Source organism: Streptomyces sp. BK208, assembly GCF_004364245.1.
Taxonomy (GTDB): domain Bacteria; phylum Actinomycetota; class Actinomycetes; order Streptomycetales; family Streptomycetaceae; genus Streptomyces.
In genome coordinates this window covers 112746-137565 of sequence record NZ_SOAV01000010.1, presented here as the reverse complement: position 1 = coordinate 137565, position 24820 = coordinate 112746, and the positions used below count along the sequence as shown (strand labels likewise).

Below are 24820 nucleotides of genomic sequence, written 5' to 3'. Positions count from 1 at the left end.
ACTCCGGCACGGACGGCGCTCGGGAGCACTCGCATCCCGCACAAGGTACCGGAGCGTGGCACCGACTCCGGGCCGTGACGGGTCACACCGCGGACACCACCCGGTAGCGACGCTCCGTGACGCCGCTCTGCCACGATCCGCGACATGCGGCGTCCGAGCGGGGGGCTACTCCGGGACGGTGAAGTAGCGGGCGAAGGCCGGCACGATCTCCGACTCCCCCACCTTGCCGTCGCCGTCCGTGTCGAGCGCCTCGGCGGCCGGCCGGGCGAGCTCCTCGGGCACGCCGAACGCGGTCAGCGCCCGCGCGGTGTCCGCGACGGTGGCCGCTCCGTCACCGTCGGCGTCGGCGACGTCCAGGGCGGCGTGCAGGAAGGGGCGGGCGATCTCGGCGAACCGGTCCGGCTTGTCCCGCAGCCGCTTGACCGCCCCCGTGACGAACTCCTCACGGGTGATGCGCTGGTCGCCGTCCCGGTCGGCGATGCCGGCCAGCCCCTGCCAGAGGGCCTCCGCGCCGCCGTACAGGGCCTGGCCCTTCTCGGAGCGGGCGGCGACGCCGAACTCGGCGAGCAGCGCCTTGGCCGCTCCGCTGAAGTCGGAACGGTCGATGTGGCCGTTGCCGTCCTGGTCGAAGGTGGTGAACCGCGCGGCAATCCTGCGCTCGTACTCGCTGTTGACCATGGTTCTCTCCGGCCGCCTCACGTCGGTGTTCGGGTACGTTCCGCCCGGAGCGTACGTCGCCGGACGCCGTCGCGGACGGGACTTGCCGCGATGGGTCGCGGCGTGCCGTGCCGGTGCCGCGGCACCGGTCACGCGGACAGGGGGCGCGGCTCGTCCCCGGTCGCCGAGGCGAGGTCGGGGTGGCAGTCGAAGAGCCGGCGCACGCCGAGCGCGCCGAGGACGCGGTTGACGTGGGAGCCGTCGACGGCGCCCTGGGCGGGCAGTATCAGACGCAGCCTGCCCTGGCAGGAGCGGATGAGCCGCCGGGAGGCGATGAGGACGCCGACCCCGCTGGAATCGCAGAAGAGGACCTCGGAGAGGTCCAGGACGAGGCTGTGCCGCCCCTCCGCCACCTCGTCGTGCACGCGCTGCCGCAGCACCGGTGACGTCACCAGGTCCAGTTCGCCCGACACCTGGAGCACGGCCCACGGGCCCCGCTCGCCGCCGGTCACATTGAACGTCACCACCATGCCCTTCATTCGTCGGAACGCCTGGCTCCGGCCGAACCGGAAGACCTACTTACGCTTCTTGGCCGCGCGCCTGCCCAGCGGCCGTTCCCGCAAACGCCGTGACGGAAACGGAGCCCGATCAGAAACGGCTTGTTCCAGACGCTTTCGATCCCATTCGATCGATTCCGGTCGCACGTTAAAGGGTAGTGGAGGCGCATATCACCTCCGGTCGACCGGGGGCGCACATTGCCACAAAGGGGCGTGCGCGGTCGGACGTGCCGACTACATTCGGGGACGGGGAGGCCACAGGCTGGGTCCGAAGAGGGGGCGGAGGGACCGCATGGCGAAGAGGGACGTGCCGCTGCGCTGGGACCGCAAGATGCAGCAGCGGCTCGCACGCGGCGAGGCAGCCGCCCTGGGCGAGCTGTACGACCGGTTCGCCTCGCTGGTGCACGGCCTGGCGCACCGCGTGCTCGACGACGAGCGGGCCGCCGACCGCATCACGCGCGACGTCTTCGCGCACGTCTGGGAGCACCCCGACGCCTACGACCCCCGGCAGGGCCCGCTGCGCACCTGGGTCGCCGCGCTCACCCACCGGTTCGCCGTCCAGCGGCTGCGTGCCACCGAGACGGCGGCCCTCGTCCGGGGCGGCACCGGCACCGCTGAGGAGCTGGAGACCAAGGTGCGCCGCGCCTCGGTCGCCGCCCGCGCCGACTACATCGTCCAGTCCATGCCGGCTCCGCTGCGCGCCGCCCTGGAGCTGGCCTACTTCCAGCGCCGCGACTACCGCCAGACCGCCGTCGACCTCGGCGTCACGGAGGACGAGGCCCGCCGCCGGCTGCGTCTTGGGCTCCAGCTCCTGGCCACGGCCCGCGACGCCGGCACCGCGGCGCGACCGCCCGGGGCACCGCCCGGATACGGGGGTGCGGCATGACGGCGTACGACGGGGACGGCGCGTACGGCGAGTACGACGGGAACGGCGAGTACGACGGGTACGAGGGGTACGACAAGAACGGCGGGAACGGCGAGGCCGTCGAGAACGACCGGGACGTCGGGGACGACGGGGGTCGTGGGAGCCACGGCCCTCCCGAGCGTCCCGGGACCGAGGGCCACGACCGCCATGACGGCCGCGGGAAGGGCGCCGGAGCGCGCATACCCCTGCCCCGGGCCCCCGTCGAGGACGGTGGGCGAGCGCTGCCCGAGGTGGCGCCGGCCGCACTGGAGCACCACGTGCTGACGTCGCTGCTCGGGGCGTGGGCACTGGCCGCCTGCTCGGCGCAGGAGGCGGCCGCCGTCGAGGAGCACCTCGGGGAGTGCGACGCCTGCGCCGACGAGGCGCTGCGCCTGCGCGAGGCGGTCACGCTGCTCCAGCGGCCGGAGAGCCTCGATCTGGACCCCGCGCTGCGCACCCGCGTCCTGGACGGCTGCCTGGAGCGGCGCCCGCCCCGGATCCCGGTGCCCGACTGGGCCGCTCCCTACGACGCCGAGACCGCGCGCCTGGACGCGCTGCTCCAGGACTTCGGGGACGCCGAGTGGCACGCCCCGGTCCGGCTGCGCTGGTACGAGGAGGACGGCGCCGCGAGCCGCCGCACCACCGTCGCGGGGGTCATCGCGCACCTGCTGTCGGTCGACGGGACCGTGGCGAGCGCCCTGGGCCTCGACGACCCCCTCGGGGACGTCGCCGCCCCGACCCGGGCACCGGCCGCCCGCACGGAGGCGTACTGGCGGGCCTCGCACTACCCGCCCACCCGCGCGGTGCGGGCGCCCTGGCGTGAGCAGAGTCACGGCATCGTCCGGACGGTGGCGTTCACCGGTGACGCGGGCGGGATGCCGGTCTCGTACGGCGACTTCGAGCTGCCGCTGCGGGACGCCATGCTGGACCGGGCCTTCGAGTGCTGGGTGCACGCGGAGGACATCGCCGACGCGGTGGACTACCCGTACGCGCCGCCGTCCGCGCGTCATCTCAACCGCATGATCGACCTCGCGGCCCGGCTGCTGCCCGGGGCCCTCGCGGCCCGTCGCCGGGCCGGTCGGGCCGCGCCCGGCGACCGCCCGCACCTGGTGACCGCGGGAGAGCCGGGACGCAGCCTGCGGCTGGAGATCGAGGGCTCGGGCGGCGGCGAGTGGCTCATCCCGCTGGACTCGCCCGGAGCGGTGGGTTCCGCCGACCACGAGGTGGCCCACATCGCCCTGGACGGCGTGGAGTTCTGCCGGCTGGCGGCGGGCCACGTGCCTCCGGCCGAGGCGGCGGCCGGTCAGGTGGGCGACCGTGAGGCGATCAGGGACGTCCTGTTCGCGGCGGCCTGCCTGAGCCGGATGTAGGGGGCCGGTCCCGGACGCGGCGCGGGCCCCGGCGCGCCGGGGGGCCGGGGGCGTCGGGGGGCGCGGGCCCTGACGTGCCGGGGGCCGGGGTGTCGCGCGGCGGGACCCGCCCGGCCGGGTTCACTCGGTGTCGGCGTCGGCGTCCGCAGGCGCGGTGGGCGCGGTGTGGAGGACCTCCCGGGCCTGGTCCGCGGCCCGGATGATGCTCTCGGAGATGTAGTCGAGGAAGCGGGCGATGTTCTCCAGGCGCTCGGCCGCCGGGGTGCCGGAGCCCAGGACGGCCACGCCCTGGCGTGCGGTCTCGGCCACCTGGAGGGTCCCGCGGGCGCTGGCGACCATGGACTGGTACCAGACGTCGTCGTCGATGACGTAGCGCTCGCGGCGCGCATCGTCGCGTTCCCGGCGGACGAGGCCCTGGCTGTCCAGGAACGCGACCGCCTTGGAGATGGACGCCGGGCTGACCTGGAGGCGCCCGACGAGTTCGGACGCGGTCAGGCTGCCGGTGTCGCTGACGCAGAGGCACGCCATCACCCGGGCCATCATCTTCGGCGTGCCGTTCTGCATGAAGACGGTGGTCAGCGTCTCCTCGAACTCCCGCACCGCCTCGGTGTCCCGTCCGTGGACGGGCGGGGGCGCCTCCGCTCCCCGGGGGGCCGCCTGCCTGCGCCGGTGGGAGCGACGCTCGGTGGCCCGGTGGGCGAGGTCGGCGCGGTAGGCGGTGGGACCGCCGTTGCGCATGACCTCGCGCGTGACGGTCGAGGTGGGCCGGTCGAGACGTCGGGCGATCTCCGCGTAGGCGAGGCCGTCGGCCAGCCCCAGTGCGATCTGCTGACGTTCCTGCTGGCTGAGCCTGCCTCCCGGCATGGTGATCTCCTTCGCGCTCCTCGGTGGGTCCGACCATAGCGTTCACTCCCACTTCATTGCAATGGACGCACGCCTGACGTTGCATTACTTCACGGTTCGTTGCAACGAAATACTAGCGTTGAACTGCGGTTATCCGAGGATAAGGCAACAACTGTCTTGAGCAATCCATGAACGCAACGTAGCGTTTCCGGTGTCAGAAAGATCGAACGACAGCCCGGGAGGGCACCATGCAGACCTTCGACACCCCCGCCCCGATCTCCGCCGTCCTCGACGTTCCGGCCGGCCGCGTCCAGGTCATCGCCGCCGACCGGGCCGACGCCACGGTCGAGGTCCTGCCCGCCGACGCGTCGAAGGGGCGGGACGTGAAGGTGGCCGAGCAGACCAGGGTCGAGTTCGCCGACGGCGTCCTGCGGATCGAGACCCCGGCGAAGAACCAGTTCATGGGCCCCGCCGGGTCCGTCGAGGTGACGCTGCGGCTGCCGGCCGGCTCCCGCGTCGAGGCCAGGACGGCCGCCGCCGAGTTCCGGGGCGTCGGACGGCTCGGCGAGGTCGGCTACGAGGGCGCGCAGGGCCCGGTCAAGCTCGACGAGGCCGCGAGCGTCCGCCTCACGACCAGCGCCGGCGACATCACGATCGGCCGCCTGGGCGGCCCGGCCGAGATCCGCACCGAGAAGGGCGACATCCGGATCACCGAGGCCGTCGGCGGCGAGGTCGTGCTGCGCACCCGGTCCGGCGACATCTCGGTCGGCGCCGCCACCGGCGTCAGTGCCGCCCTGGACTCCGGCACCGGCTTCGGCCGCGTCCACAACGCGCTCCGCAACACCGACGGCACCCCCGCCCTCACCATCCACGCGACCACCGACCACGGCGACATCACCGCCCGCAGCCTCTGAGGAGCAACAGCCATGACCGACCTTGCCATCGCGGCGAACGGACTGCACAAGTCCTACGGCGACAAGACCGTCCTCGACGGTGTCGACCTGGCCGTGCCCGAAGGAACGATCTTCTCCCTGCTCGGCCCGAACGGCGCCGGCAAGACCACCGCCGTCAAGATCCTCTCCACGCTCGTCACCGCCGACGCGGGCACCGTCCGCGTCGGCGGGCACGACCTGGCCACCGCGCCGCAGGCCGTGCGGGCCGCGATCGGGGTCACCGGCCAGTTCTCCGCCGTGGACGGCCTGATCACCGGCGAGGAGAACATGCTCCTCATGGCGGACCTGCACCACCTGCCCCGCGCCGAAGGCCGGCGGGTCGCCGCCGAACTGCTGGAACGCTTCGACCTCACCGAGGCCGCCAAGAAGCCCGCCGCCACCTACTCCGGCGGCATGAAACGCCGCCTCGACATCGCCATGACCCTGGTCGGCGACCCCAGGATCATCTTCCTCGACGAACCCACCACCGGCCTCGACCCGCGCTCCCGCCACACCATGTGGCAGATCATCCGCGACCTCGTCACCGGCGGCGTCACCGTCTTCCTCACCACCCAGTACCTGGAAGAGGCCGACGAACTCGCCGACCGCATCGCCGTACTGGACGGCGGCCGGATCGTCGCCGAAGGCACCGCCGACGAACTCAAACGCCTCGTCCCCGGCGGACACGTCCGGCTCCGCTTCACCGACCCCACCGCCTACCGCGAGGCCGCCACCGCCCTGCCCACCGGCGCCCGGCACGACGACTCCCTCACCCTCCAGGTCCCCAGCGACGGCAGCCAGCGCGCCCTGCGCACCGTCCTCGACCGCCTGGACCGCGCCGGCGTCGAAGCCGACGAACTGACCGTGCACACCCCCGACCTCGACGACGTCTTCTTCGCCCTCACCGCCACCACCACCCTCCCCGCCCAGACCGCCCAGACCGACCCGGCCGACCCGGCCGACCCGGCCGACCCGATGAAGGAGACCGTCCGATGAGCACCCTCTCCCTCGCCGTGCGCGACTCGTCCACGATGCTGCGCCGCAACCTCCTGCACGCCCGGCGCTACCCGTCCCTCACCCTGAACCTGCTGCTCACCCCGGTCATGCTGATGCTGCTCTTCGTCTACGTCTTCGGCGACACGATGAGCGCCGGCATCGGCGGCGGCGACCGGTCCGCCTATGTCGCCTACCTCGTGCCCGGCCTGCTCCTGATGACCATCGGGTCCACCACGATCGGCACCGCGGTCTCCGTCTCCAACGACATGACCGAAGGCATCATCGCCCGCTTCCGGACCATGGCCATCCACCGCGGATCCGTCCTCGTCGGACACGTCGTCGGCAGCGTGGTGCAGTCGGTCATGAGCGTGGTCCTCGTCGGCGCCGTCGGCGTGGCCATCGGCTTCCGTTCCGCGGACGCCGGCGCCCTGGAATGGCTGGCGGCCTTCGGGCTCCTCGTGCTCTTCACGCTGGCGCTGACCTGGATCGCGGTCGGCATGGGCCTGAGCAGCCCGAACGCCGAGGCGGCCAGCAACAACGCGATGCCGCTGATCTTCCTCCCGCTGATCTCCAGCGCCTTCGTCCCCGTCGACGCGATGCCGGGCTGGTTCCAGCCGGTCGCCGAGTACCAGCCCTTCACGCCCGCCATCGAGACCCTGCGCGGCCTGCTCCTCGGCACGGAGATCGGGCACAACGGCTGGCTCGCCGTCGGCTGGTGCCTCGCCCTGACCGTGCTCGGCTACCTCTGGTCGACCTCGAAGTTCAACAGCGACCCGAAGTGACCGCGGTGACCATCCGGAACCGCACGTCTTCGCCCGGAACCCGTCCGACGGGTCCCGGGCGAAGACGTGCGGTTCCAGGCGAAGACGACCGTGCGGTTCTACGCGAAGACGACCGTGCGGTCCCGGGCGAAGACGACCGTGCGGTTCTAGGCGAAGACGACCGTGCGGCGGCCGTTCAGCAGGATCCGCCGCTCCGCGTGCCACTTCACGGCGCGCGCCAGCGCCTGGCACTCCACGTCCCGGCCGATCGCCACCAGCTGGTCCGGGGTGACGTCGTGGCCGACCCGCTCGACCTCCTGCTCGATGATCGGCCCCTCGTCGAGGTCGGCCGTCACGTAGTGCGCGGTCGCGCCGATCAGCTTCACGCCCCGCGCGTGCGCCTGGTGGTACGGCTTCGCGCCCTTGAAGCTCGGCAGGAAGGAGTGGTGGATGTTGATGATGCGGCCGCTGAGCCGCTTGCAGAGGTCGTCCGACAGGACCTGCATGTAGCGGGCCAGCACGACGAGTTCGACGTTCTCCTCGCGCACGAGCTCCAGGACCCGGGCCTCGGCCTCCGGCTTGGTGTCCTTCGTCACGGGGATGTGGTGGAAGGGGATGCCGTAGGACCCCACCAGCTCCGCGAAGTCGGTGTGGTTGGACACCACGGCCGCGATCTCCACGGGCAGCGCGCCGATCCGCGCGCGGAAGAGCAGGTCGTTCAGGCAGTGACCGAACCTGCTCACCATGAGCACGATGCGCATCTTCGCGTCGGCCCGGTTGATCTGCCAGTCCATGTGGAAGGCGTCCCCGATCGCGGTGAAGCTGGCGCGCAGCTTGTCCACGGTCACCGGCTCACCGGCCGAGAAGTGGACCCGCATGAAGAACAGACCCGTGTCGTGGTCCCCGAACTGCTGACTGTCCTCGATGTTGCAGCCGGTCATGAACAGGTAGCTCGAGACGGCGTGCACGATGCCCTGCTTGTCGGGGCAGGACAGGGTGAGGACGTACTGGTCGGCCGGGGCGTCGGCCGAGGGGACGGCGGCGGAGGACTGCGCGTTCATGCAGCACAGGGTCCCATATCCGGCCCCGCGGCCCGCGTGCCGTCCCGTCAGGCGGACCGGGTGAGGATCTGCAGCACCTCGAGCGTGCGCGGCTCGGCCTCCGGGTCCTCGCCGTCGCTGGTGGCCAGCCGTACGTGCGCGTCGCGGGCCGCCCGCACCGCTTCCGGCCAGTCCGTGTGCTCCAGGTACGCGGTCACCGGCGCGTCCGGCCCGACCTGGTGCATGATCCGCAGGACCCGCAGCACGGCGGTGTCGACGAGCGCCGCCTCCTGCGAGTCGCGGAAGACCGTGCCCACGTACTTCTCGGCCGACCAGTGGTCGAGCCAGGTGTCCTCCACCAGTCGGTACACGGCGTCGGTGACGTCCCCGTAGCCGTCGACGCCGGCCAGCCAGACGTCCCGCTGGAAGGCGGGGGCGGAGAGCATGTGCAGCGCGGAGCGCACCTGACTGCGCCAGCGCCACCACGGCATGTCGTTGAGAGGCATGCCGCCCATGGTGGTGGAGCGACGGCCGCGACGGGAAGACTTCTCCGAACCTTGCACGGTCATCGATCCTACGTTCCCCCTCCCCGCGCACCGCCGGCCCCCGCAATTCACCTCCGCGTCACCACGCGTCGACCGCCGGTCACTCCCGGGTTGGCCGGGTGACGGAATCGTGCCGGGACATGACCGGCAGGCGACCCACCCGCAGCACCCTCCCCGGCGGCCCCCGCGGCCGTTCCCGGGCCACCCGCACCGGCGCGCTGTCCGCAGGTGCGCTGGTGGCGTGCGCGGCGCTCGCCGTCGGCTGCGGGGTCGTCCCCGGTGCCACGGGGGGCTCCGGGGACGACGGCCCGATCACCGTCATGACCTGGGCGCCGCAGGACACCGGCGCGACCAACAAGCCGGGCATGCCCGCGCTCGCCCAGGCCTACGCCCGCTGGGTCAACGCCCAGGGCGGCCTCGGCGGCCGCAAGCTCAACGTCCTGACCTGCAACGACCACAACGACAGCGTGGCCGCGGCGAAATGTGCCCGCCGTGCCGTCAAGGAGAAGGCGGTCGCCGTGGTGGGCTCCTACAGCCAGTACGCCGACTCGTTCTTCCCCGTGCTGGAGGGCGCCCGCATCCCGTACATCGGCGGCTACGGGCTGACCAACACGGAGTTCACCAGCCCGCTGTCGTACCCGGTCAACGGGGGCCAGCCGGCCCTGCTCGCGGGGCTCGGCAGCACGCTCGCCGGGTCCTGCGGGCCGGTCACGCTGGTCCGCCCCGACACCATCGCGGGCGACGAGCTGCCCGCGCTGCTGGACTCGGGGCTGGTCTCCGGCGGGCACGAGCGGTCGCACGACCAGCGGGCGGCGGAGGACGCCACCGCCTACGACGACCAGTCCGCGCAGGCGCTGGCACGGGAGGAGCGGACCGGCCGGGGGGCGCCGGGGTGCGTGGTGCCCGTCCTCGGGGACCGCACCGGCACCTTCATGGACTCCTTCCGGCGCGCCCGCGAGGACCACCCCGGCGTGCGGACCGCGACCGTGCTCGGCAGCGTCGACCAGACGACGATCAACGCGAGCGGCGGGGCGTCCGGGCCCTACGAAGGGGCGTACGTCACCGGCTGGTACCCGCCGGCGGGCGACCCGGCCTGGGCCGGGATGAAGGAGCTGATCGAGGAGCAGGCGTTCGGCGACAACGCCGTCGACGCGGCGGACGCCGGGGTGCAGACGACCTGGATCGCGTACACCGTGTTCAGGGGGGTCGTCGACTCGCTCGGCGACGGCGAGGTGAGCGCCGACACCGTCAGACGGGCCCTCGACGACGGCCTGGAGGTCGGCACGGGCGGGCTCACGCCCGCCCTGCGGTGGACCTTCGCCGACAAGCTGGCCTCGGTCGGCTTCCCGCGCCTGGTGAACGCCGAGGTCACCCTCCAGGTCGTGCGCGAGGGCCACCTGGCCTCGGCCCGCGAGGGCGCCGTGGACACCACGCGCACGCTGCAGAGCGCGAACGTGCTCTAGGGGGTGCCCCGGCAGCCCCCGGAAGGGCGGCCCGGTGGCTCAGAGCTGGGTGGGCTGCCGCTCGGTGAGGCCGTACTGCTTGGCGATGGCGTTCCACAGCTTCGCCGCCTCGGCCTTCTCCTTGCTGGCCGTGCCGCTCTCCCGGTTGGCCGCCGAGGGCTGCGTGGTGGCCTTGCCCTTCTTGCAGCCCTTCTTGCCGGCCGTGCGGTCGGCCCAGGCCGCGTAGTGGTTGTCGGCCGACGCCGAGGCCTGCCACGCCTTGGTGAGCGCGGCGGTCAGCTCGGTGTGCCGGGGCAGCTTGTCCACGGAGAGCTTGCCGAGGCTGTCGACCAGCCCGCTGCGCTGCTGGGCGGCGTCGCGCAGGTCCTTGGCCGCCTGGGACAGGTTGTCGCAGGTCCGCACGTCGCTCACGGCGTTGATCACCGTGGTGCGGCTGTCGCCGCTGTCGGCGAGCAGCTTGTCCAGCTCGACGGCCTGCTGCCGGACCGGGTCGACGGACGGCGAGGCCGAGGCGGCCTCGGACTCGGAGGCGGGGGCCGTCGCGGACACCGTCTGGTTGCCGCCCTTGTCCTCGTCTCCCCCTCCGCTCGCCATCATCGCGCCGGCGCCGATCCCGACGACCGCGATGCCCACACCGACGGCCGCGATCAGCGGCAGCCGCGAACCGGAGCGCCCGCCCCGGCCGCCGTCGTCGCCGCCGGTCCCGCGTCGCCTGCCGTCACCGCCGCCGCCCGGACCCTGCGGGGCGGCGTATCCGGGCCGGTCGCCGGGGTACTGCGCCTGGGGCGCGTCGAAGCGGGGCATCTGCTGGGTGGCCGAGGCCGGGCCGTCGGCGCCGGGTGCGCCGCGGAAGAGGTTGTCGAACTCGGCGGGCGGCTGACGCCCCTCGTCCGCACCGGGGCCGGCACCGAACGGGGCGGGGCCGCCGGGCACCGGCGCGATGTACTGCGTGGCCTCCGCGTCGGGGTGGGACGCCGGGGGCTGGTGCCCGGCCGCGGGCTGCGCGGGGTACTGCGGGGCCTGGCCGAGGTACTGCGTCGACTCGGCGGCGTGCGGCTGCGCGGGTCTCTCCGGCGGCAGCGCACCCGGCCCCGTGGGCGGTATGTGCGGTATGTACTGGGTGGCGCCCTCGTCGGCGGACGGCACGACCGGCGGCATGTACTGCGTGGCACCCTCGTCGGCGGGCGGCAGGGGCGCGGACGGCAGCGGCGCGGCCGTCCCGCCGTACTGCTGCTGGTGCTGCTCGTGCTGCTGATCCGGCTGATGCTGGTGGTGCTGCTGGTACTGGTGCTGGTGGTGCTGCTCGTATTGCTGATGCTGCTGGTACTGCTGCTGTTGGTGGTGCTGACCGTACGGCGGCTGACCGCCCTGGTACGCGTCGACCGCAGACCCTCCGTACGCCGGGGGCTGCGCGCCCTCCGGCGGGAGCGGACCGGGGCCTGCCTGCGGCGGCAGGGCACCGGGCGCCTGGGTCTGGCCGCCCTGCGCGGGTGGCCAGGCGTGCGGCGCGTAGGACGGGTCGGGCGACGGCGCGGACGGCTGGGGGGACTCCGGTGCACCCCACGGCTGGGCTCCGGGCGGGGTGGGCCAGCCCGGGTCCGCCGGCGGGCTCTGCTGCTGCTCGGGCCCCCAGGGCCGGTCCCAGGCCTGGCCGCCGGGTGGCGCCGATGCGGGCGGGCCACCGGCCTGCGGGCCGACGGGCGTGCCGGCCCGGCCGGGCAGCAAGGGCTCCCCGCCGTCCGAGGGCAGCACGATGCCTTCGCGCGCTTGCCGCGCCGAGGGCTCCTCGCCCTGTCCACTCTGCGTCACCGGGACTCCTACGAATGGGGGACCTTCGGAATCGTCGGCTCACGCTACCGGGTCCCCCGAGCCCACTGCCACGCCGCCCGGGGCGTCAACTCCTTCCCTGTGACTGCGGTAACAAAACCCGGCCGCGGCACGCTGTTGATGTCCCTTCGCGCTCACCGCGGCGGATTCTCACGCCGGTTCACGCATCCGCGCCCCGTCCCCTCACGCGGCGGCCTGCAGATCGAGCCGCGCGCCGAACTCCCTGACCACGGCTTCTTCCCGGTACGGCTCGAGCCGGGCCTGGAAGTCGTCCAGGTACTCGGCGCCCCGGTTGGAGCGCAGCGTCTCCAGCAGTTCCACCGCCTTCGTCGCCGTGTGGCAGGCCTGTTCGATCTCGCGCTGCTGCACCTGCGCCGTGGCCAACAGCACATGGCCGATGGCCCGCCTGCGGGCCCGCGACTCGGGGTGCCCGTCCAGGGACTGGCGGGCGTAGCGCGCCGCAGCGTCGGCCTGTCCGAGGTCGCGGTGGCAGTGCGCCAACTCGTCGGCGAGGTAGGCCTCGTCGAAGTGCGCGATCCACACCGGGTCGTCCCCGGCGGCCGCGTCGGCCGACTCCATCGCGCCGACCGCCCGTCCGGCCGCCTCGTGGGCCGCCCGGACGTCGCCGAGGAGCGCGTGGCCTCGGGCCTCGGCCGCGTGGAACATCGACTCCGCGCGCGGCGTCACCCGCCCGCGTGCGCCCTCCTGCGCGGCCCGGGCCAACTGGGCGATCTCGCGCGGGTTCCCGAGCTGTGCGGCGAGGTGGCTCATGGAGGCGGCCAGGACGTAGCCGCCGTAGCCGCGGTCCCCGGCGGCCTGCGCGAGCCGCAACGACTGGATGTAGTACCGCTGGGCGAGACCCGGTTGGCCGGTGTCGACGGCCATGTACCCGGCCAGCTCGGTCAGGCGGGCGACCGTGGCGAACAACTCACGTCCGACCGCCTCCCGGTAGGAACCGGCCAGCAGCCCGGAGACGACGCTGTTCAGGTAGTGCACGAGGACCGGGCGCACGTGCCCGCTGCCGTACTGGTGGTCCAGGTCCACCAGCGCCTGCGTCATCGCCCGCACCGCCGCCACGTCGGACGGGCCCACCCGCGGCCCGGCCGAACGCGACACCTGCGAGTCGGGGGCGGAGATCAGCCAGTCCCGGCTGGGTTCCACCAGCGCCGAGGCGGCGACCGAGGAGCCGGACAGGAAGTCCCGGCGGCCCACGTCGCTGCGCCACAGCTCGCAGACCTGCTCGATGGCTCCCAGCACCGTCGGCGAGAACTGGAGGCCGACGCCGGAGGCGAGGTTCTTGCCGTTGGCCATGCCGATCTCGTCGATCGTGACCGTGCGGCCGAGCTTGCGTCCGAGCGCCTCGGCGATGATCGCCGGTGCCCGGCCCCGCGGTTGCTGTCCGCGCAGCCAGCGGGCCACGGAGGTCTTGTCGTACCGCAGGTCGAGACCGTGCTCGACCCCGCACACGTTGACCCGGCGGGCGAGGCCCGCGTTCGAGCAGCCCGCTTCCTGAATGAGCGCCTGCAGTCGTTCGTTCGGCTGCCGCGCGACGAGAGGCCTTGCGGCCATGGCGTAACCCCCATGCGGTCTCATGCGGTCTCGATCTGTCCCGGCGGATCGTCGGACGAGACGGATCCGGCCCTGAAGATCAATGCCCCGTCGATGTGCCGACAATGCGAGACTTGCGGAGCTTGCGAGGATTGCGTGAACTTCGGGGGCGCCGGCACACGTCGGCCCGTCGGCCCCACCCGTGGCTACCCAGCTCCCGCGGTGAATCCTCCCGCGCGCCCCCGGATGTGCACCCGTGCGCCCCGACCGCGGCGCCGATGCCCCTCCCCCGCGCGCACGGCTCCCGTAACCCCCGGTGGGCGCGGGAGTTGAGGTTCTCGTGGAAGAGACCATCCCCGGCACCGAAGCCGCCCAGATCCCGCAGCAGCGCGGCACGTCGCTGCTGGAGGCCGCCGTTCGCTACGCCGAGGAGCGTCACTGGGACGTGTTTCCCGGCACCTGGCTGGTGCCCGTCGGCGGGGGGCAGTGCTGCTCCTGCGGGGACGCGGCGTGCGCCGCCCCGGGCGCGCATCCGGCGCGCGAGGACTGGGCGGCCCAGGCGTCCGGCAGCGCGACCGTCGTCCGGCGCATGTGGCAGAAGCAGCAGACGGCGTCGGTCCTGCTGCCCACGGGGCGGACCTTCGACGCGGTCGAGGTGCCCGAGACCGCCGGGTTCCTTGCGCTGGCCCGGATGCAGCGGATGGAGCTGACCCTGGGCCCGGTGACGCTGGCGCCGGACCGGCGGATGCGGTTCTTCGTCCTTCCGGGGGCCGGGGTGAAGGTGCCCGACCTGGTGCGTCGGTCGGGGTGGTCGCCGCGGGCACTCGACCTGGGCGTGCTCGGCGAGGGGGCGTACGTGGCGGCGCCGCCGACGCGGATGGGGACGTGGGGGGCGGTGCAGTGGGCCTGCCGGCCGACGCCCGCGAACCGGTGGCTGCCGGACGTGGAGGAGTTGATCTCGGCGTTGGCGTATGCGTGCGGTCGGGATCGTTAGGGGGCGCCGCCCCTTCATCTGCCGGGTGGCTGTGTTCTGGCGGCTGCCGGCCGTCCGTGGTTGATCGCGCTCACGCGGCGGAGCCGCATGTCGACACGGTCCCGCGCCCCTTGTCGGCGCTTCTCCCCCGTAGGGTGCGCAGTTGACGGAGGGAGACGTGGTGAGTGGTAGCGCCGTGCGGGTTCAGGGGCTCTGGAAGCGGTTCGGGCAGCAGGTGGCCGTGGGCGGGATCGATCTGGAGCTGCCGGCGGGCAAGTTCATCGGGCTGGTCGGGCCGAACGGGGCCGGGAAGACCACCACGCTCTCCATGGTGACCGGACTGCTGCGGCCGGACCAGGGGACGGTCGAGGTCGTCGGGCACGACGTGTGGCGCGATCCGGTCGAGGTGAAGGCCAGGATCGGCGTGCTGCCCGAAGGACTGCGGCTGTTCGAGCGGCTCTCCGGCCGGGAACTGCTCGGCTACACGGGCCGGTTGCGCGGGCTGCCCGGCGACGAGGTCGACAAGCGGGCCACGCAGCTCCTCGACGTGCTCGACCTCGCGGGTGCCCAGCACAAGCTGGTCGTCGACTACTCGACCGGCATGCGGAAGAAGATCGGGCTGGCGGCCGCGCTGCTGCACAACCCGGAAGTGCTGTTCCTGGACGAGCCGTTCGAGGGCGTCGACCCGGTCTCCGCCCAGACCATCCGGGGCGTCCTGGAGCGTTACACCGCCTCCGGCGCCACCGTCGTCTTCTCCTCCCACGTCATGGAGCTGGTGGAGTCCCTGTGCGACTGGGTGGCCGTCATGGCCGCCGGCCGCATCCGCGCCACCGGCACCCTCACCGAGGTGCGCGGCGGGGCGGCGTCGCTGCAGGAGGCGTTCCTCGAACTCGTCGGCGCACAGGGCCGGGACGCCGGTACGGACCTGGACTGGCTGGGCGGCGGGGCCCGATGAGCGCGCCGACCTCGCCGGACGCGTCGGTTCCGCCCGCGCCGTCCCCGCCGGGCCCACCGCGCGGCTCCGTCCCCTCGCTCACCTCGGTCTTCGTACGGCTGAAGCTGTCGCTCCTGCGCAACGGGCTGCGGCAGTCCGGCGGGCGGCGAGCCGCCTACATCGCCTCGGCCGTCCTCGTGCTGCTCTTCGCCGCGCTCCAGTTGATCGGCCTGATCGCGCTGCGCGGGTACGCGCACGTGGACGCGCTGGTCGTGCTGCTCGCCGCGGTGCTCGCGGTGGGCTGGGCGGTGATGCCGCTGTTCTTCCCGGGCGGCGACGAGACGCTCGACCCCACCCGGCTGGTGATGCTGCCGCTGCGGCCCGGCCCCCTGGTGCGGGCCCTGCTCACGTCCTCGCTGGTGGGCATCGGCCCGCTGTTCACGCTGTGCCTGTTCGCCGGTTCCGTGGTCGCGGTCGCGCACGGCGGGGCGGCGTACGTCGTCGGTGTCGTCGGCGCGGTGCTGGCGCTGCTGGTGTGCGTGACCCTCGCGCGGGCCGTCGCCGCAGCCAACGTACGGCTGCTGACCAGCCGCAGGGGGCGCGATCTCGCCGTGCTCAGCGGGCTGGTCGTGGCGATCGGCGCGCAGCTCGTGAACTTCGGCGCGCAGCGGCTGGGCTCGTCGGGGCTCGGAGAGCTCGATCCGGTGGCCGACGTGCTGCGGTGGGTGCCGCCCGCGTCGGCGGTCGGCGCGATGGACGCGGCGAGCGACGGGTCGTACGGCGTGGCGGTCGCCCGGCTGGCGCTGACCGCGGCGGCGCTGGTGCTGCTGCTGCGGGTGTGGGCGCGGCATCTGACGCGGCTGATGACGGCGCCCGACGGCTCCACGGTCGAGGGCGACACCGGGGCGGCGCGCGAGCGCGGCTCGGCGGGGGCCGCCCGGTGGCTGCCGGCGGGCCGCACCGGCACCACCATGGAACGCACCCTGCGCTACGTGTGGCGCGACCCGAAGACCAAGGCGGCGTGGGTGACCTCGCTGGCCATCGGCCTGATCGTGCCGGTGTTCAACGCCTGGCAGGGCACCGGCTCGGTCTACTTCGCCTGCTTCGCCGCCGGGATGCTCGGCATCCAGATGTACAACCAGTTCGGGCAGGACACGTCCGCGTTCTGGATGGTGGCCATGACCATCTCGTCGACCCGGGACGCCTACGTCGAGCTGCGGGCCCGCGCGCTGGCACTGCTGCTGATCACCCTGCCGTACGCGACCCTCGTGACGGTCCTGACCACCGCGATGCTCGGCGACTGGCGGACCCTGCCGGAGGCGCTCGGCCTGTCCTTCGCGCTGCTCGGCGCGATGCTGGCGACCGGCGCGTGGACCTCGGCGCGCTTCCCGTACTCCATCCCGCAGGAGGGGTACAAGAACGTCGCCCCGGGACAGGTCGGGCTCGCCTGGATCTCGATCTTCGGCGGCATGGCGGGCGCGGCCCTGCTGTGCGCGCCCGTGATCGCGCTGACGGTCTGGCTGCACGCCGGCGGCGCGGGCGGGTGGGCCCGGCTGCTGCTGCCGGTCGGCGCGGTGTACGGCGCGGCGCTGACGCTGCTCGGCCTGCGACTGGCGGCGCCGCGCACGGCCCGGCGGTTGCCGGAGATCCTCACGGCGGTCAGCAGGGGGTGACGGCCGCGTCCGGTGCGGGCGGGTGACCGCGAGCGGCTGGGCGACGTGGGCCGTCCGGGGCGCTCGGGTGTCCCGGCGGTCCTGGGGGCTCAGGTGTCCCGGCGGTCCTGGGGCCTCAGGTGTCCCTGAGGCCGTCCAGGAAGGGCTCGATGGCCGCCCGCCACGCGTCCGGCTGGTCGTAGTGGACGAGGTGGCCGGCGTCGGCCACCTCCGCGTACTGGCCCCTGGGCAGGACGCGGACCATCTCCTGGGCCTCGGCGCGGCCCAGCTCGCCGTCGAGACCGCGCACGACCAGGGCGGGGCAGCGCACCTGGGTCAGCTCCTCCCAGTGGGCGTCGTACACCCAGGTCTCCCGGGAGCGCAGCATCTGCTCCGGTTCGAAGACGGGACGCCAGCCGTCCGGGGACTCGGCCATCACCTCCGCGTAGAACTCGCCGCGGGCCGGGTTGGGGCGCTCCACCCAGGGGTCGTCCTCGCCGAACCACTTGCGGACGTCGGCGAGCGTGGCGAAGGGGACCGGCCAGGCACGGAACCACTCGGTCCAGGTGTGCTGGGACGCGGCGCCGAGGGCGGAGGCGCGCATGTCGCAGATGATCAGACCGCGGACCAGGTCGGGGCGCTTGGCGGCGAGCTGCCAGGCGGTCAGCGCGCCCATGGCGTGGCCGATGAGGACGGCCGGGCCGAGACCGAGCTGCTCCAGGGCGGCCTCGACGTCCCCGACGTAGGCCTCGCGGGTGTAGGCGCCGTGCGGGGGCTTGTCGCTGCGGCCGTGGCCGCGCTGGTCCAGGGCGACGGCCCGGTGCCGGGCGGAGAGCCAGCGGGCGGTGGGGGCCCAGTGCGAGGCACGGCCCATCAGGCCGTGCAATAACAGCACGCCGGGCAGGTCCTGAGCCCCGGACGCGGCGGCGGTGGCGCCCTGCGTCCGGTCGGTCTTGGGAGGGTCCCCGAACTCCCAGGCGGCGAGGCGCACGCCGCCCGCGCCGGTCACATCGATGCGCCGCGCCATAGGTCCTGGCACCCCCAAGCTCCGCTCGGACCCGCCCGCCCTCGCGGGCCGGCCGGTCCTGTGAACCGTGTCCTGCCTGCCGTGCAGAGTATCGAATACTCATTCGAAAGAGCCGTCCCGAAGGACAACACCCCTCGTTCGAGTGACACCCCTCAGGGATTGATCGCAGCCGCCCGGGGGAGATCTTCAACGGGAGGCGGACCGCTCGGGGAAAACGGTCCGAGGGGATTGACCTTGAGAGCTCGGGGCTCCAGGTCAGCACAGGGGAGGACAGGCCCCGGCGCCACTCGGCGCCGGGGCCCTCTCCGTCTCTCCGTCATCTTCCCTCCCCCTCTCCGGCCCCCGGCGACATCGCTGTCAGCCGCGGCCAGGAGTCCCTCGCGTCTCGCCTCTCGCGTCCACCGCCCCACGGCACAGCCTGGCACGCGAAGCGTCCGGCCGCTGCCGTTCGGCGGCACCGGGTCGCCGAATCGACGGGACCCGGTCAACGGGCCCCGCGGGGCCCTCCCGGGTCCGGTCAGCGCTTGGCGACGAACACGTGGGAGGCGGTCTCCGCCTCCAGCTCGGCGGCCTCGCCGCCACTGCCCACCAGCACGCCGCCGGCCGACTCGGTCACGCTCACCACCGAGCCCGGCTGCACCCCGGCCCTGCGCAGCGTGTACATCAGCTGCGCGTCCGTCTGGATCGGCTCGCCGATGCGGCGCACGACGACCGTCTTGCCCTCGAGCCCCGGGTCGAGGTCGGCGAGGGACACCATGCCCTCGTCCAGGAACGGATCGGCGCCGTCCTTCTCGCCCAGCTCCTCCAGGCCCGGGATCGGGTTCCCGTACGGCGACTCGGTCGGGTGCCGCAGCAGCTCCAGGACGCGGCGCTCGACGGCCTCGCTCATCACGTGCTCCCAGCGACACGCCTCGGCGTGCACCTGCTCCCACTCCAGGCCGATCACGTCGACGAGCAGGCACTCCGCGAGCCGGTGCTTGCGCATCACGCGCGTCGCCAGCCGCCTGCCCTCCTCGGTCAGCTCCAGATGCCGGTCCGCCGCGACGGCCACCAGGCCGTCGCGCTCCATGCGCGCCACCGTCTGGCTGACCGTCGGACCGCTCTGGTCGAGCCGCTCGGCGATCCGCGCACGCATCGGGACCACACCTTCCTCCTCCAGCTCGAGGATGGTGCGGAGGTACATCTCCGTGGTGTCGATCAGTCCGGACATTCGTGCCCCTCGATGAGATTGCCGGAGGCTACGGCCCACCGGCGCGTGCGCTGGCCCTGCACCAATTCTGACGCATACCACCGACAACCGTGCCCCGCCGTCGGAAGCGGCGCCCCGACACGCCCGCTCGCACCGGCCCCGCCGCGTCGACGCCGTATTGACACCGCACTGGTCCAGACCGCACCGTGATCCGCGACACAGCCACACCGAAGGGGCCCCGCATGAGCGACCGCAAGCCGGCCGGCCAGTTCCTCGACGCGGCGATCGATCTCCTGCGCCGCGTGCGCGACGAGGAGGCGGACGGCATCGAGGCGGCCGGCACGCTGCTCGCCGACACCGTGCAGAGCGGCGGCCGGCTCTTCGCCTTCGGCGCCGGGCACTCCTCGCTCGCCGCCCAGGACGTGGTGTACCGGGCCGGCGGGCTCGCCCTGATGAACCTGCTCACCGTGCCCGGCGTCGTCGGCGTCGACGTGATGCCGGCCACCCTCGGCTCCGCCCTGGAACGCGTCGACGGCCTCGCGAGCGCCGTGCTGGACTCCTCCCCGCTGCGCGCGGGGGACGCCCTCGTGATCATCTCGCTGTCCGGGCGCAACGCCCTGCCCGTGGAGATGGCCATGAACGCCCGGGCCCTCGGCGTCCGGGTCATCGGCGTGACCTCGGTGGCGTACGCCTCCGAGACGACCTCGCGGCACTCCTCCGGCACGTTCCTCAAGGACCACTGCGACCTCGTGCTGGACTCCAAGATCGCCGTCGGTGACGCGGAGCTGACCCTGGACACCGTCCCGGCGCCCTTCGCGCCCGCCTCCACGGTCGTCACCAGCGCCCTCATGCAGGCGATGACGGCCACGGCGGCCGCCACCCTCGCCGACCGCGGCGTCGAACCCCCGCTGCTGCGCTCGGGCAACGTGGACGGCGGCCACGAGTGGAACGGCCGCGTCCTGGAGCAGTACCGGGACCGCATCTTCTACCGGCGCTGAGCGCGGGCCGGGGGCCCGCAGACCGCCGGGCTCTGCGGCCGGTGGCGCCGCTCCGGCCATGAGGTGCTCGGGCCGAAGGCCCGCCGACCGCCGCCGGGGCGCCGGTACCGCACCCGCATCTACCCGCGCTGCGCGCGGCCCCGGGACCCGCAGACCGCCCGGCTCCGTGGCCGGTGGCGCCGCCCCGGCCATGAGCCGCTCGGGGCGAGAGCCCGCCGACCGCCGCCGGGGCGCCGGTACCGCACCCGCATCTACCCGCGCTGCGCGCGGCCCCGGGACCCGCAGACCGCCCGGCTCCCACAGACCGCCCGGCTCCCGCAGACCGCCGGGCTCCGTGGCCGGTGGCGCCGCCCCGGCCATGAGCCGCTCGGGGCGAGAGCCCGCCGACCGTCGCCGGGGCGCCGCAGCCACTCAGGCCGCCGACTGCCGCCGGCTGCCGCTGGGGCCGCCGGCGCCCGCCGGAGCATGCCGCGAGCGCGGCGCGCGACCGTCGTCACCGGCGCCGACGAGGCGCCGTGGCTTCTCCCGCGTCGTGATCCGCCGGACCGGCGCTACCGGTGTTCCACCGCGCCGGCCAGGTCCAGCGCCATCGCGATCCGCACCGCCACGTCCTCGGCGTACATCACGTCCTGCCGCTCGAACGCGCTGCGGCCCGCGCCCCGCAGGAACGTGACGACGCCGAGGGTCCTGCCGCGGCTGCGCAGCACCGCGCACAGGCCGTGCACGGTGTCCGTCGGCCACTGCCGGGCCGTGGCCCACCGCCGCACCTGCTCCTCGGGCACCGTCCGCACACCCGCGCTGGCCCGCACCGACCCCGCCCGCTCGACGCACTGCACGGCGGGGTGCCCCTCGCCGTAGCGCACCGGCAGCCCGGAGGTCCCGGACGGCACGCTCGGCCCCGGCGCACCGGACGGCGTGGCCGCGACCCGCACCAGCCGCACCGGCTCGGCCGCGTCGGTGTCCGGCACCGCCCCGCCCACGACCCGGTCGATCAGGGCATGGTCGGCGAACCCGGCCAGCGCGAAGTCCAGGTGGACGACGGCGGCCTCCGCCGGGTCCTCGCACTCGGCCGCGGCACGCGCCGCCCGGTGCAGCTGGTTGGCCCGGAACCGCAGCAGCGACGCCTCCTGCTCGGCCTGCCTGGACTCCGTGACGTCCTGGAACAGCCAGCCGACGCCCAGCGGCACCGGCTCCTCGGCGAGCGGTGAGGCCAGCCGCACGAACCCGCTGCGCCAGCACCGGCGCCGCTCACCCTCCGGCGTGCGCAGGCTCACCCACACCTCGGCCGGCGCGGGCGGCGCGCCCTCCGCCAGGACGTGCGTCAGCGCGTTCTCCAGCTCCTCGACGCCCTGGGCGAGCAGATCGCCGAGCGGCCGCCCGAGCACCGACGTGCGCCCGGCACCCAGGGCACGCGCCGCGTGCGCGTTGACCACGGCGGGCCGCAGGTCCGCGTCGACCAGGACGACACCCCAGCTCGCGTCCTCGAGCAGGGCCTCGCTCAGCGCGATGGACCGCTCCAGGTCGATCTGCGCGTGCACCTCGCTGAACGCGCAGTACACGCCCGCGGGCCTCCCGTCGGGGCCCCGCACCGCCGCGGACTGCGTCCGCACCAGCACCCGGCCGCCGTCCTTGGTCAGCAGGGCGAACTCGTGCACCTGGCGCCCGGGCGCCCGCATCGCGGACAGCAGCCGGTCCTCGACCTCACCGGCGTCCGCGCTGCGCACGGCCCAGCCCGCGAAGCCCCGCCGTCCCACGGCCTCGGCCGCGCTCCAGCCGAGGATCCGCTCCGCCTCGCGGTTCCAATGCGTCACCACCCCGTCCGCGTCGAAGGCGCACAAGGCCGCGTCCATGCCGTCGAGGAGCGCGGCCAACAGGTCCGCGCCGTCCCGCTCGGGCTGCTCCGGCTCGTCCGGCCCCAGCTCGTCGGTGGTCCCACTACGCCGGGAAGCACTCACCTGGACCCCCTGCAGGCTGCGTCCGCCGTACCGTACGTCGGTTCACTCGCTGGCCTTCATTCAACTCGAACGTGATGCAGCACACACCGGGTTCCCGCAACTTCGCGGAAATCGTCGTACTGCGGAAACTCGGCATAAGCCCCCGTCATGAGGGCGCCCCGGGGGAGTCGTCCGGGCGGCCGGCGAGCCTCAGATCGACCCACTCGTCGCGCTCGCCGTCGAGCACGTACCGCTCCGTCTCCACGAACCCCCGCGCCCCGGCGAACCGCAGTCCGTCGGCGTTGGCCGCCAGCACCACGGTCTCCACCACCGAGGCGCCCAGCACGCGCGCGTGCGCCAGGCCCTCCTCGTAGAGCGCCGTGCCGATCCCGCGTCCCCGGTACGCCGGCAGCACCCGGGCGATCACGGTCGCCACCCGCTCCCCGTCCCCGGGCGGTCGCACGGTGGAGCAGCCGACGAGGACGTCCCCGAGGTAGGCGTTGGCCAGGCGGTTGCGCCCGGAGCGTTCCCGCGCCTCGTCCGGGGTCATGGCGGCCGGCGGCACGATGACGTTGTGCACGTGCCGCCACTCCTCCACCATGGCGTCCCCGTCCACCGGCTCGATCCGCAGCCCCGGGCCCGCTCCGGCGGCGACCGGGCCCCGCCGCGCGTCCACCTCGATCTCGATGCGCATGCGTTCGTCCGCGAGCCCGCACACCATCATCGTCGCGGCCGGCCGCACCCGCCCGAACGCCTCCCGCAGCACGGGCCAGCACGGCTCGAAGTCCTCCCGGGCGGGCAGCAGGTACCGCACCCGGACCACGTCCGCGAAGGTGCACCCGGCCGCGGCCAGCGCGGCCCCGATGTTCCGCAGGCACTGCTCGGCCTGGTCCACCACGCCCTCGGGGATCGTCATCGACGCGTAGTCGAAGCCGGTCGTCCCCGACACGTGCACCCGGTCCCCGTCGACGACGGCCCGGGCGTACCCGATCCGTTCCTCGAACGTCGACCCGCTGACCACCGCCCGCCTGACGGGCGGGTCCCCCTGGCGTTTCGTCATGAGCGAAACCGTAGGTGAGCAGCGAAGACGCGTCCATGGGTGATCGACGACGAATCGATCCGGAAAATCATTTGAACCGGCGGCCGCCCGGTTCCTAGGGTGGGCCGTACACGAGAAGGGAGGTGGTTCGGCAGATGTATGACAACCGGACGCGTGAGGTGGCTGCGGGCTAGCGGCCCGGCACCACACGGAGTGCGGCGCCGGGCCAGCGCGTGAAAGACGCGTGCAGCCGGCCCAATCCCAATGCAGTCACCCGACCCGCGAGTCGCCGGTACGTCCGGCCGGCTCCTCCACGGAGGAACCAGACTCGCGGGTCGCCTGCGTTCCGGGACCGGGGCGGTCAGCCCGCGATGTCGTCGTAGCCCTCGATCTCGCGCGGGTCCCGGGTGCCCGGGCCCACGTAGCGGGCGGACGGGCGGACCAGACGGCCGGTGCGCTTCTGCTCCAGGATGTGGGCGGACCAGCCTGCGGTGCGGGCGCAGGTGAACATCGAGGTGAACATGGGCGCCGGGACCTCCGCGAAGTCCAGCATGATCGCGGCCCAGAACTCGACGTTCGTGGCCAGCACGCGGTCGGGGCGGCGGGCGTGGAGCTCGGCGAGGGCGGCCTTCTCCAGGGCCTCGGCGACCTCGTAGCGCGGGGCGCCCAGCTCACGGGCGGTGCGGCGCAGGACGCGGGCGCGGGGGTCCTCGGCGCGGTAGACGCGGTGGCCGAAGCCCATCAGGCGTTCGCCGGCGTCGAGGGTCTTCTTGACGTAGGCCTCGGCGTCGCCGGTGCGCTCGATCTCCTCGATCATGTGCAGGACGCGCGAGGGGGCGCCGCCGTGCAGCGGCCCCGACATGGCGCCGACGGCCCCGGAGAGGGCGGCGGCCACGTCCGCGCCGGTGGAGGCGATGACGCGGGCGGTGAAGGTGGAGGCGTTCATGCCGTGCTCGGCGGCGGAGGTCCAGTAGGCGTCGACGGCGGCGACGTGCTTGGGGTCGGGCTCGCCGCGCCAGCGGATCATGAAGCGTTCGACGACCGACTCGGCCTTGTCGATCTCGCGCTGCGGGACCATGGGCAGGCCCTGGCCGCGCGCCGACTGGGCGACGTAGGACAGGGCCATGACGGCGGCGCGGGCGAGGTCGTCGCGGGCCTGCCCGGCGTCGATGTCCAGGAGGGGTTTGAGGCCCCAGGCGGGCGCGAGCATGGCGAGGGCGGACTGGACGTCGACCCTGATGTCGCCGGAGTGCACGGGGATGGGGAAGGGCTCGGCGGGCGGCAGGCCGGGGTTGAAGGCTCCGTCGACGAGCAGGCCCCACACGTTGCCGAAGGAGACGTGCCCGACCAGGTCCTCGATGTCGACGCCGCGGTAGCGGAGGGCGCCGCCCTCCTTGTCGGGTTCGGCGATCTCCGTCTCGAAGGCGACGACTCCCTCTAGTCCGGGTACGAAGTCGGACATCAGGCGGCTCCTCGTGATCAGTGGTGTACGGCGACCTGGGCGGGAGGCGGTGCGGCGCCCCCATGGATCCACGGTCGTGCTCGACTCGCGGTCCTGCCGGTCACCCCTGTGATGCCCCGTGCGGCCGTCGGTCATCCGGCCGGAGCGGGAGCAAGCACGATATCCCCGC

Annotated in this window: 22 protein-coding genes; 10 read left to right on the top strand and 12 right to left on the bottom strand. The window is 73.8% G+C overall.

The annotated features are described in order from the left end of the window. Positions 1-165: 165 nt before the first annotated feature. Both calD and EV562_RS24355 read right to left on the bottom strand, forming a co-directional pair. Positions 166-678: a calcium binding protein CalD gene (calD, locus tag EV562_RS24360; protein ID WP_133888984.1), complete on the bottom strand. Its 513-nt coding sequence runs from the start codon at positions 676-678 to the stop codon at positions 166-168. A gap of 128 nt (positions 679-806) precedes the next feature. Next, positions 807-1187, bottom strand: coding sequence for an STAS domain-containing protein (locus tag EV562_RS24355; RefSeq protein ID WP_102927498.1), 381 nt, complete (start codon positions 1185-1187; stop codon positions 807-809). Between the two features lie 319 nt (positions 1188-1506). Here EV562_RS24355 and EV562_RS24350 point away from each other — a divergent pair, with 319 nt between their 5' ends. Together EV562_RS24350 and EV562_RS24345 are read left to right on the top strand one after the other, a co-directional pair. Next, complete coding sequence (locus EV562_RS24350; protein WP_133888983.1) at positions 1507-2100, top strand: sigma-70 family RNA polymerase sigma factor; 594 nt, start codon at positions 1507-1509, stop codon at positions 2098-2100. Continuing rightward, positions 2097-3488, top strand: a complete 1392-nt coding sequence (locus tag EV562_RS24345; protein WP_133888982.1) for a maleylpyruvate isomerase N-terminal domain-containing protein — start codon at positions 2097-2099, stop codon at positions 3486-3488. Before EV562_RS24350 ends, EV562_RS24345 begins: the two co-directional genes overlap by 4 nt. A 120-nt stretch (positions 3489-3608) precedes the next feature. Here the strand turns inward: EV562_RS24345 and EV562_RS24340 are convergent, their stop codons facing one another. Beyond that, positions 3609-4352 carry a helix-turn-helix domain-containing protein gene (locus EV562_RS24340; RefSeq protein ID WP_133888981.1) on the bottom strand — a complete coding sequence of 248 codons (744 nt, stop codon included), beginning with the start codon at positions 4350-4352 and terminating at the stop codon, positions 3609-3611. Between the two features lie 227 nt (positions 4353-4579). Between EV562_RS24340 and EV562_RS24335 the strand changes: the two genes are divergently transcribed. The 3 genes from EV562_RS24335 to EV562_RS24325 are packed head-to-tail and all read left to right on the top strand — an operon-like array spanning position 4580 to position 7041. Beyond that, positions 4580-5245: a DUF4097 family beta strand repeat-containing protein gene (locus tag EV562_RS24335; RefSeq protein WP_133888980.1), complete on the top strand. Its 666-nt coding sequence runs from the start codon at positions 4580-4582 to the stop codon at positions 5243-5245. A gap of 12 nt (positions 5246-5257) precedes the next feature. Beyond that, positions 5258-6259 carry an ATP-binding cassette domain-containing protein gene (locus EV562_RS24330; RefSeq protein ID WP_133888979.1) on the top strand — a complete coding sequence of 334 codons (1002 nt, stop codon included), beginning with the start codon at positions 5258-5260 and terminating at the stop codon, positions 6257-6259. Next, positions 6256-7041, top strand: a complete 786-nt coding sequence (locus EV562_RS24325; RefSeq protein ID WP_133888978.1) for an ABC transporter permease — start codon at positions 6256-6258, stop codon at positions 7039-7041. Before EV562_RS24330 ends, EV562_RS24325 begins: the two co-directional genes overlap by 4 nt. Positions 7042-7187: 146 nt before the next feature. Here the strand turns inward: EV562_RS24325 and purU are convergent, their stop codons facing one another. Together purU and EV562_RS24315 are read right to left on the bottom strand one after the other, a co-directional pair. Beyond that, positions 7188-8081: a formyltetrahydrofolate deformylase gene (gene purU, locus EV562_RS24320; protein WP_133888977.1), complete on the bottom strand. Its 894-nt coding sequence runs from the start codon at positions 8079-8081 to the stop codon at positions 7188-7190. A 47-nt stretch (positions 8082-8128) separates the two neighbouring features. Further along, the gene (locus EV562_RS24315) at positions 8129-8629 is read right to left on the bottom strand and encodes a hypothetical protein (RefSeq protein ID WP_133888976.1); all 501 of its coding nucleotides are present in this window, start codon (positions 8627-8629) and stop codon (positions 8129-8131) included. A gap of 116 nt (positions 8630-8745) precedes the next feature. Between EV562_RS24315 and EV562_RS24310 the strand changes: the two genes are divergently transcribed. Continuing rightward, positions 8746-10068 (top strand): ABC transporter substrate-binding protein, encoded by a 1323-nt coding sequence (locus EV562_RS24310; RefSeq protein WP_133888975.1) that lies wholly within the window; start codon positions 8746-8748, stop codon positions 10066-10068. 39 nt (positions 10069-10107) lie between these two features. On the opposite strand, the gene EV562_RS24305 is transcribed toward EV562_RS24310, so the two are convergent. After that, complete coding sequence (locus EV562_RS24305; protein WP_243860144.1) at positions 10108-11877, bottom strand: hypothetical protein; 1770 nt, start codon at positions 11875-11877, stop codon at positions 10108-10110. Between the two features lie 201 nt (positions 11878-12078). Further along, a complete protein-coding gene (locus EV562_RS24300; RefSeq protein ID WP_133888974.1) occupies positions 12079-13464 on the bottom strand; it encodes a transcriptional regulator in 1386 nt (461 codons plus the stop codon). Positions 13465-13783: 319 nt separating this feature from the next. Here EV562_RS24300 and EV562_RS24295 point away from each other — a divergent pair, with 319 nt between their 5' ends. The 3 genes from EV562_RS24295 to EV562_RS24285 all read left to right on the top strand — a co-directional run bounded on the left by EV562_RS24295 (position 13784) and on the right by EV562_RS24285 (position 17023). Continuing rightward, positions 13784-14437 (top strand): bifunctional DNA primase/polymerase, encoded by a 654-nt coding sequence (locus EV562_RS24295; RefSeq protein ID WP_133888973.1) that lies wholly within the window; start codon positions 13784-13786, stop codon positions 14435-14437. A gap of 142 nt (positions 14438-14579) precedes the next feature. Beyond that, positions 14580-15371 carry an ABC transporter ATP-binding protein gene (locus EV562_RS24290; protein ID WP_133888972.1) on the top strand — a complete coding sequence of 264 codons (792 nt, stop codon included), beginning with the start codon at positions 14580-14582 and terminating at the stop codon, positions 15369-15371. Next, positions 15368-17023 carry a transporter gene (locus EV562_RS24285; RefSeq protein ID WP_133888971.1) on the top strand — a complete coding sequence of 552 codons (1656 nt, stop codon included), beginning with the start codon at positions 15368-15370 and terminating at the stop codon, positions 17021-17023. The genes EV562_RS24290 and EV562_RS24285 overlap by 4 nt, the downstream gene beginning before the upstream one ends. Before the next feature lie 115 nt (positions 17024-17138). Here the strand turns inward: EV562_RS24285 and EV562_RS24280 are convergent, their stop codons facing one another. Beyond that, complete coding sequence (locus EV562_RS24280; protein WP_133888970.1) at positions 17139-18029, bottom strand: alpha/beta hydrolase; 891 nt, start codon at positions 18027-18029, stop codon at positions 17139-17141. 517 nt (positions 18030-18546) lie between these two features. Beyond that, the gene (locus EV562_RS24275; protein ID WP_133888969.1) at positions 18547-19239 is read right to left on the bottom strand and encodes a metal-dependent transcriptional regulator; all 693 of its coding nucleotides are present in this window, start codon (positions 19237-19239) and stop codon (positions 18547-18549) included. 221 nt (positions 19240-19460) lie between these two features. Here EV562_RS24275 and EV562_RS24270 point away from each other — a divergent pair, with 221 nt between their 5' ends. Beyond that, on the top strand, positions 19461-20216 hold the full coding sequence (locus EV562_RS24270) for an SIS domain-containing protein (RefSeq protein ID WP_133888968.1): 756 nt from the start codon (positions 19461-19463) through the stop codon (positions 20214-20216). Between the two features lie 551 nt (positions 20217-20767). Here EV562_RS24270 and EV562_RS24265 read toward each other — a convergent pair. From EV562_RS24265 to EV562_RS24255, 3 genes are all read right to left on the bottom strand, one after another. Continuing rightward, complete coding sequence (locus tag EV562_RS24265) at positions 20768-22171, bottom strand: PAS domain-containing protein (protein WP_133888967.1); 1404 nt, start codon at positions 22169-22171, stop codon at positions 20768-20770. 145 nt (positions 22172-22316) lie between these two features. Next, on the bottom strand, positions 22317-23210 hold the full coding sequence (locus EV562_RS24260) for a GNAT family N-acetyltransferase (RefSeq protein WP_133888966.1): 894 nt from the start codon (positions 23208-23210) through the stop codon (positions 22317-22319). Between the two features lie 340 nt (positions 23211-23550). Continuing rightward, a complete protein-coding gene (locus tag EV562_RS24255) occupies positions 23551-24651 on the bottom strand; it encodes a citrate synthase 2 (RefSeq protein WP_133888965.1) in 1101 nt (366 codons plus the stop codon). Between the last annotated feature and the right edge of the window lie 169 nt (positions 24652-24820).

Coding starts and splice junctions, on each gene's coding strand:
- EV562_RS24270 (WP_133888968.1), top strand. CDS start 19,461: ATGAGCGACCGCAAGCCGGCCGGCCAGTTCCTCGACGCGGCGATCGAT.
- EV562_RS24340 (WP_133888981.1), bottom strand. CDS start 4,352: ATGCCGGGAGGCAGGCTCAGCCAGCAGGAACGTCAGCAGATCGCACTG.
- calD (WP_133888984.1), bottom strand. CDS start 678: ATGGTCAACAGCGAGTACGAGCGCAGGATTGCCGCGCGGTTCACCACC.
- EV562_RS24345 (WP_133888982.1), top strand. CDS start 2,097: ATGACGGCGTACGACGGGGACGGCGCGTACGGCGAGTACGACGGGAAC.
- EV562_RS24330 (WP_133888979.1), top strand. CDS start 5,258: ATGACCGACCTTGCCATCGCGGCGAACGGACTGCACAAGTCCTACGGC.
- EV562_RS24260 (WP_133888966.1), bottom strand. CDS start 23,210: ATGACGAAACGCCAGGGGGACCCGCCCGTCAGGCGGGCGGTGGTCAGC.
- EV562_RS24315 (WP_133888976.1), bottom strand. CDS start 8,629: ATGACCGTGCAAGGTTCGGAGAAGTCTTCCCGTCGCGGCCGTCGCTCC.
- EV562_RS24325 (WP_133888978.1), top strand. CDS start 6,256: ATGAGCACCCTCTCCCTCGCCGTGCGCGACTCGTCCACGATGCTGCGC.
- EV562_RS24310 (WP_133888975.1), top strand. CDS start 8,746: ATGACCGGCAGGCGACCCACCCGCAGCACCCTCCCCGGCGGCCCCCGC.
- purU (WP_133888977.1), bottom strand. CDS start 8,081: ATGAACGCGCAGTCCTCCGCCGCCGTCCCCTCGGCCGACGCCCCGGCC.
- EV562_RS24300 (WP_133888974.1), bottom strand. CDS start 13,464: ATGGCCGCAAGGCCTCTCGTCGCGCGGCAGCCGAACGAACGACTGCAG.
- EV562_RS24280 (WP_133888970.1), bottom strand. CDS start 18,029: ATGGCGCGGCGCATCGATGTGACCGGCGCGGGCGGCGTGCGCCTCGCC.
- EV562_RS24255 (WP_133888965.1), bottom strand. CDS start 24,651: ATGTCCGACTTCGTACCCGGACTAGAGGGAGTCGTCGCCTTCGAGACG.
- EV562_RS24335 (WP_133888980.1), top strand. CDS start 4,580: ATGCAGACCTTCGACACCCCCGCCCCGATCTCCGCCGTCCTCGACGTT.
- EV562_RS24285 (WP_133888971.1), top strand. CDS start 15,368: ATGAGCGCGCCGACCTCGCCGGACGCGTCGGTTCCGCCCGCGCCGTCC.
- EV562_RS24275 (WP_133888969.1), bottom strand. CDS start 19,239: ATGTCCGGACTGATCGACACCACGGAGATGTACCTCCGCACCATCCTC.
- EV562_RS24350 (WP_133888983.1), top strand. CDS start 1,507: ATGGCGAAGAGGGACGTGCCGCTGCGCTGGGACCGCAAGATGCAGCAG.
- EV562_RS24355 (WP_102927498.1), bottom strand. CDS start 1,187: ATGGTGGTGACGTTCAATGTGACCGGCGGCGAGCGGGGCCCGTGGGCC.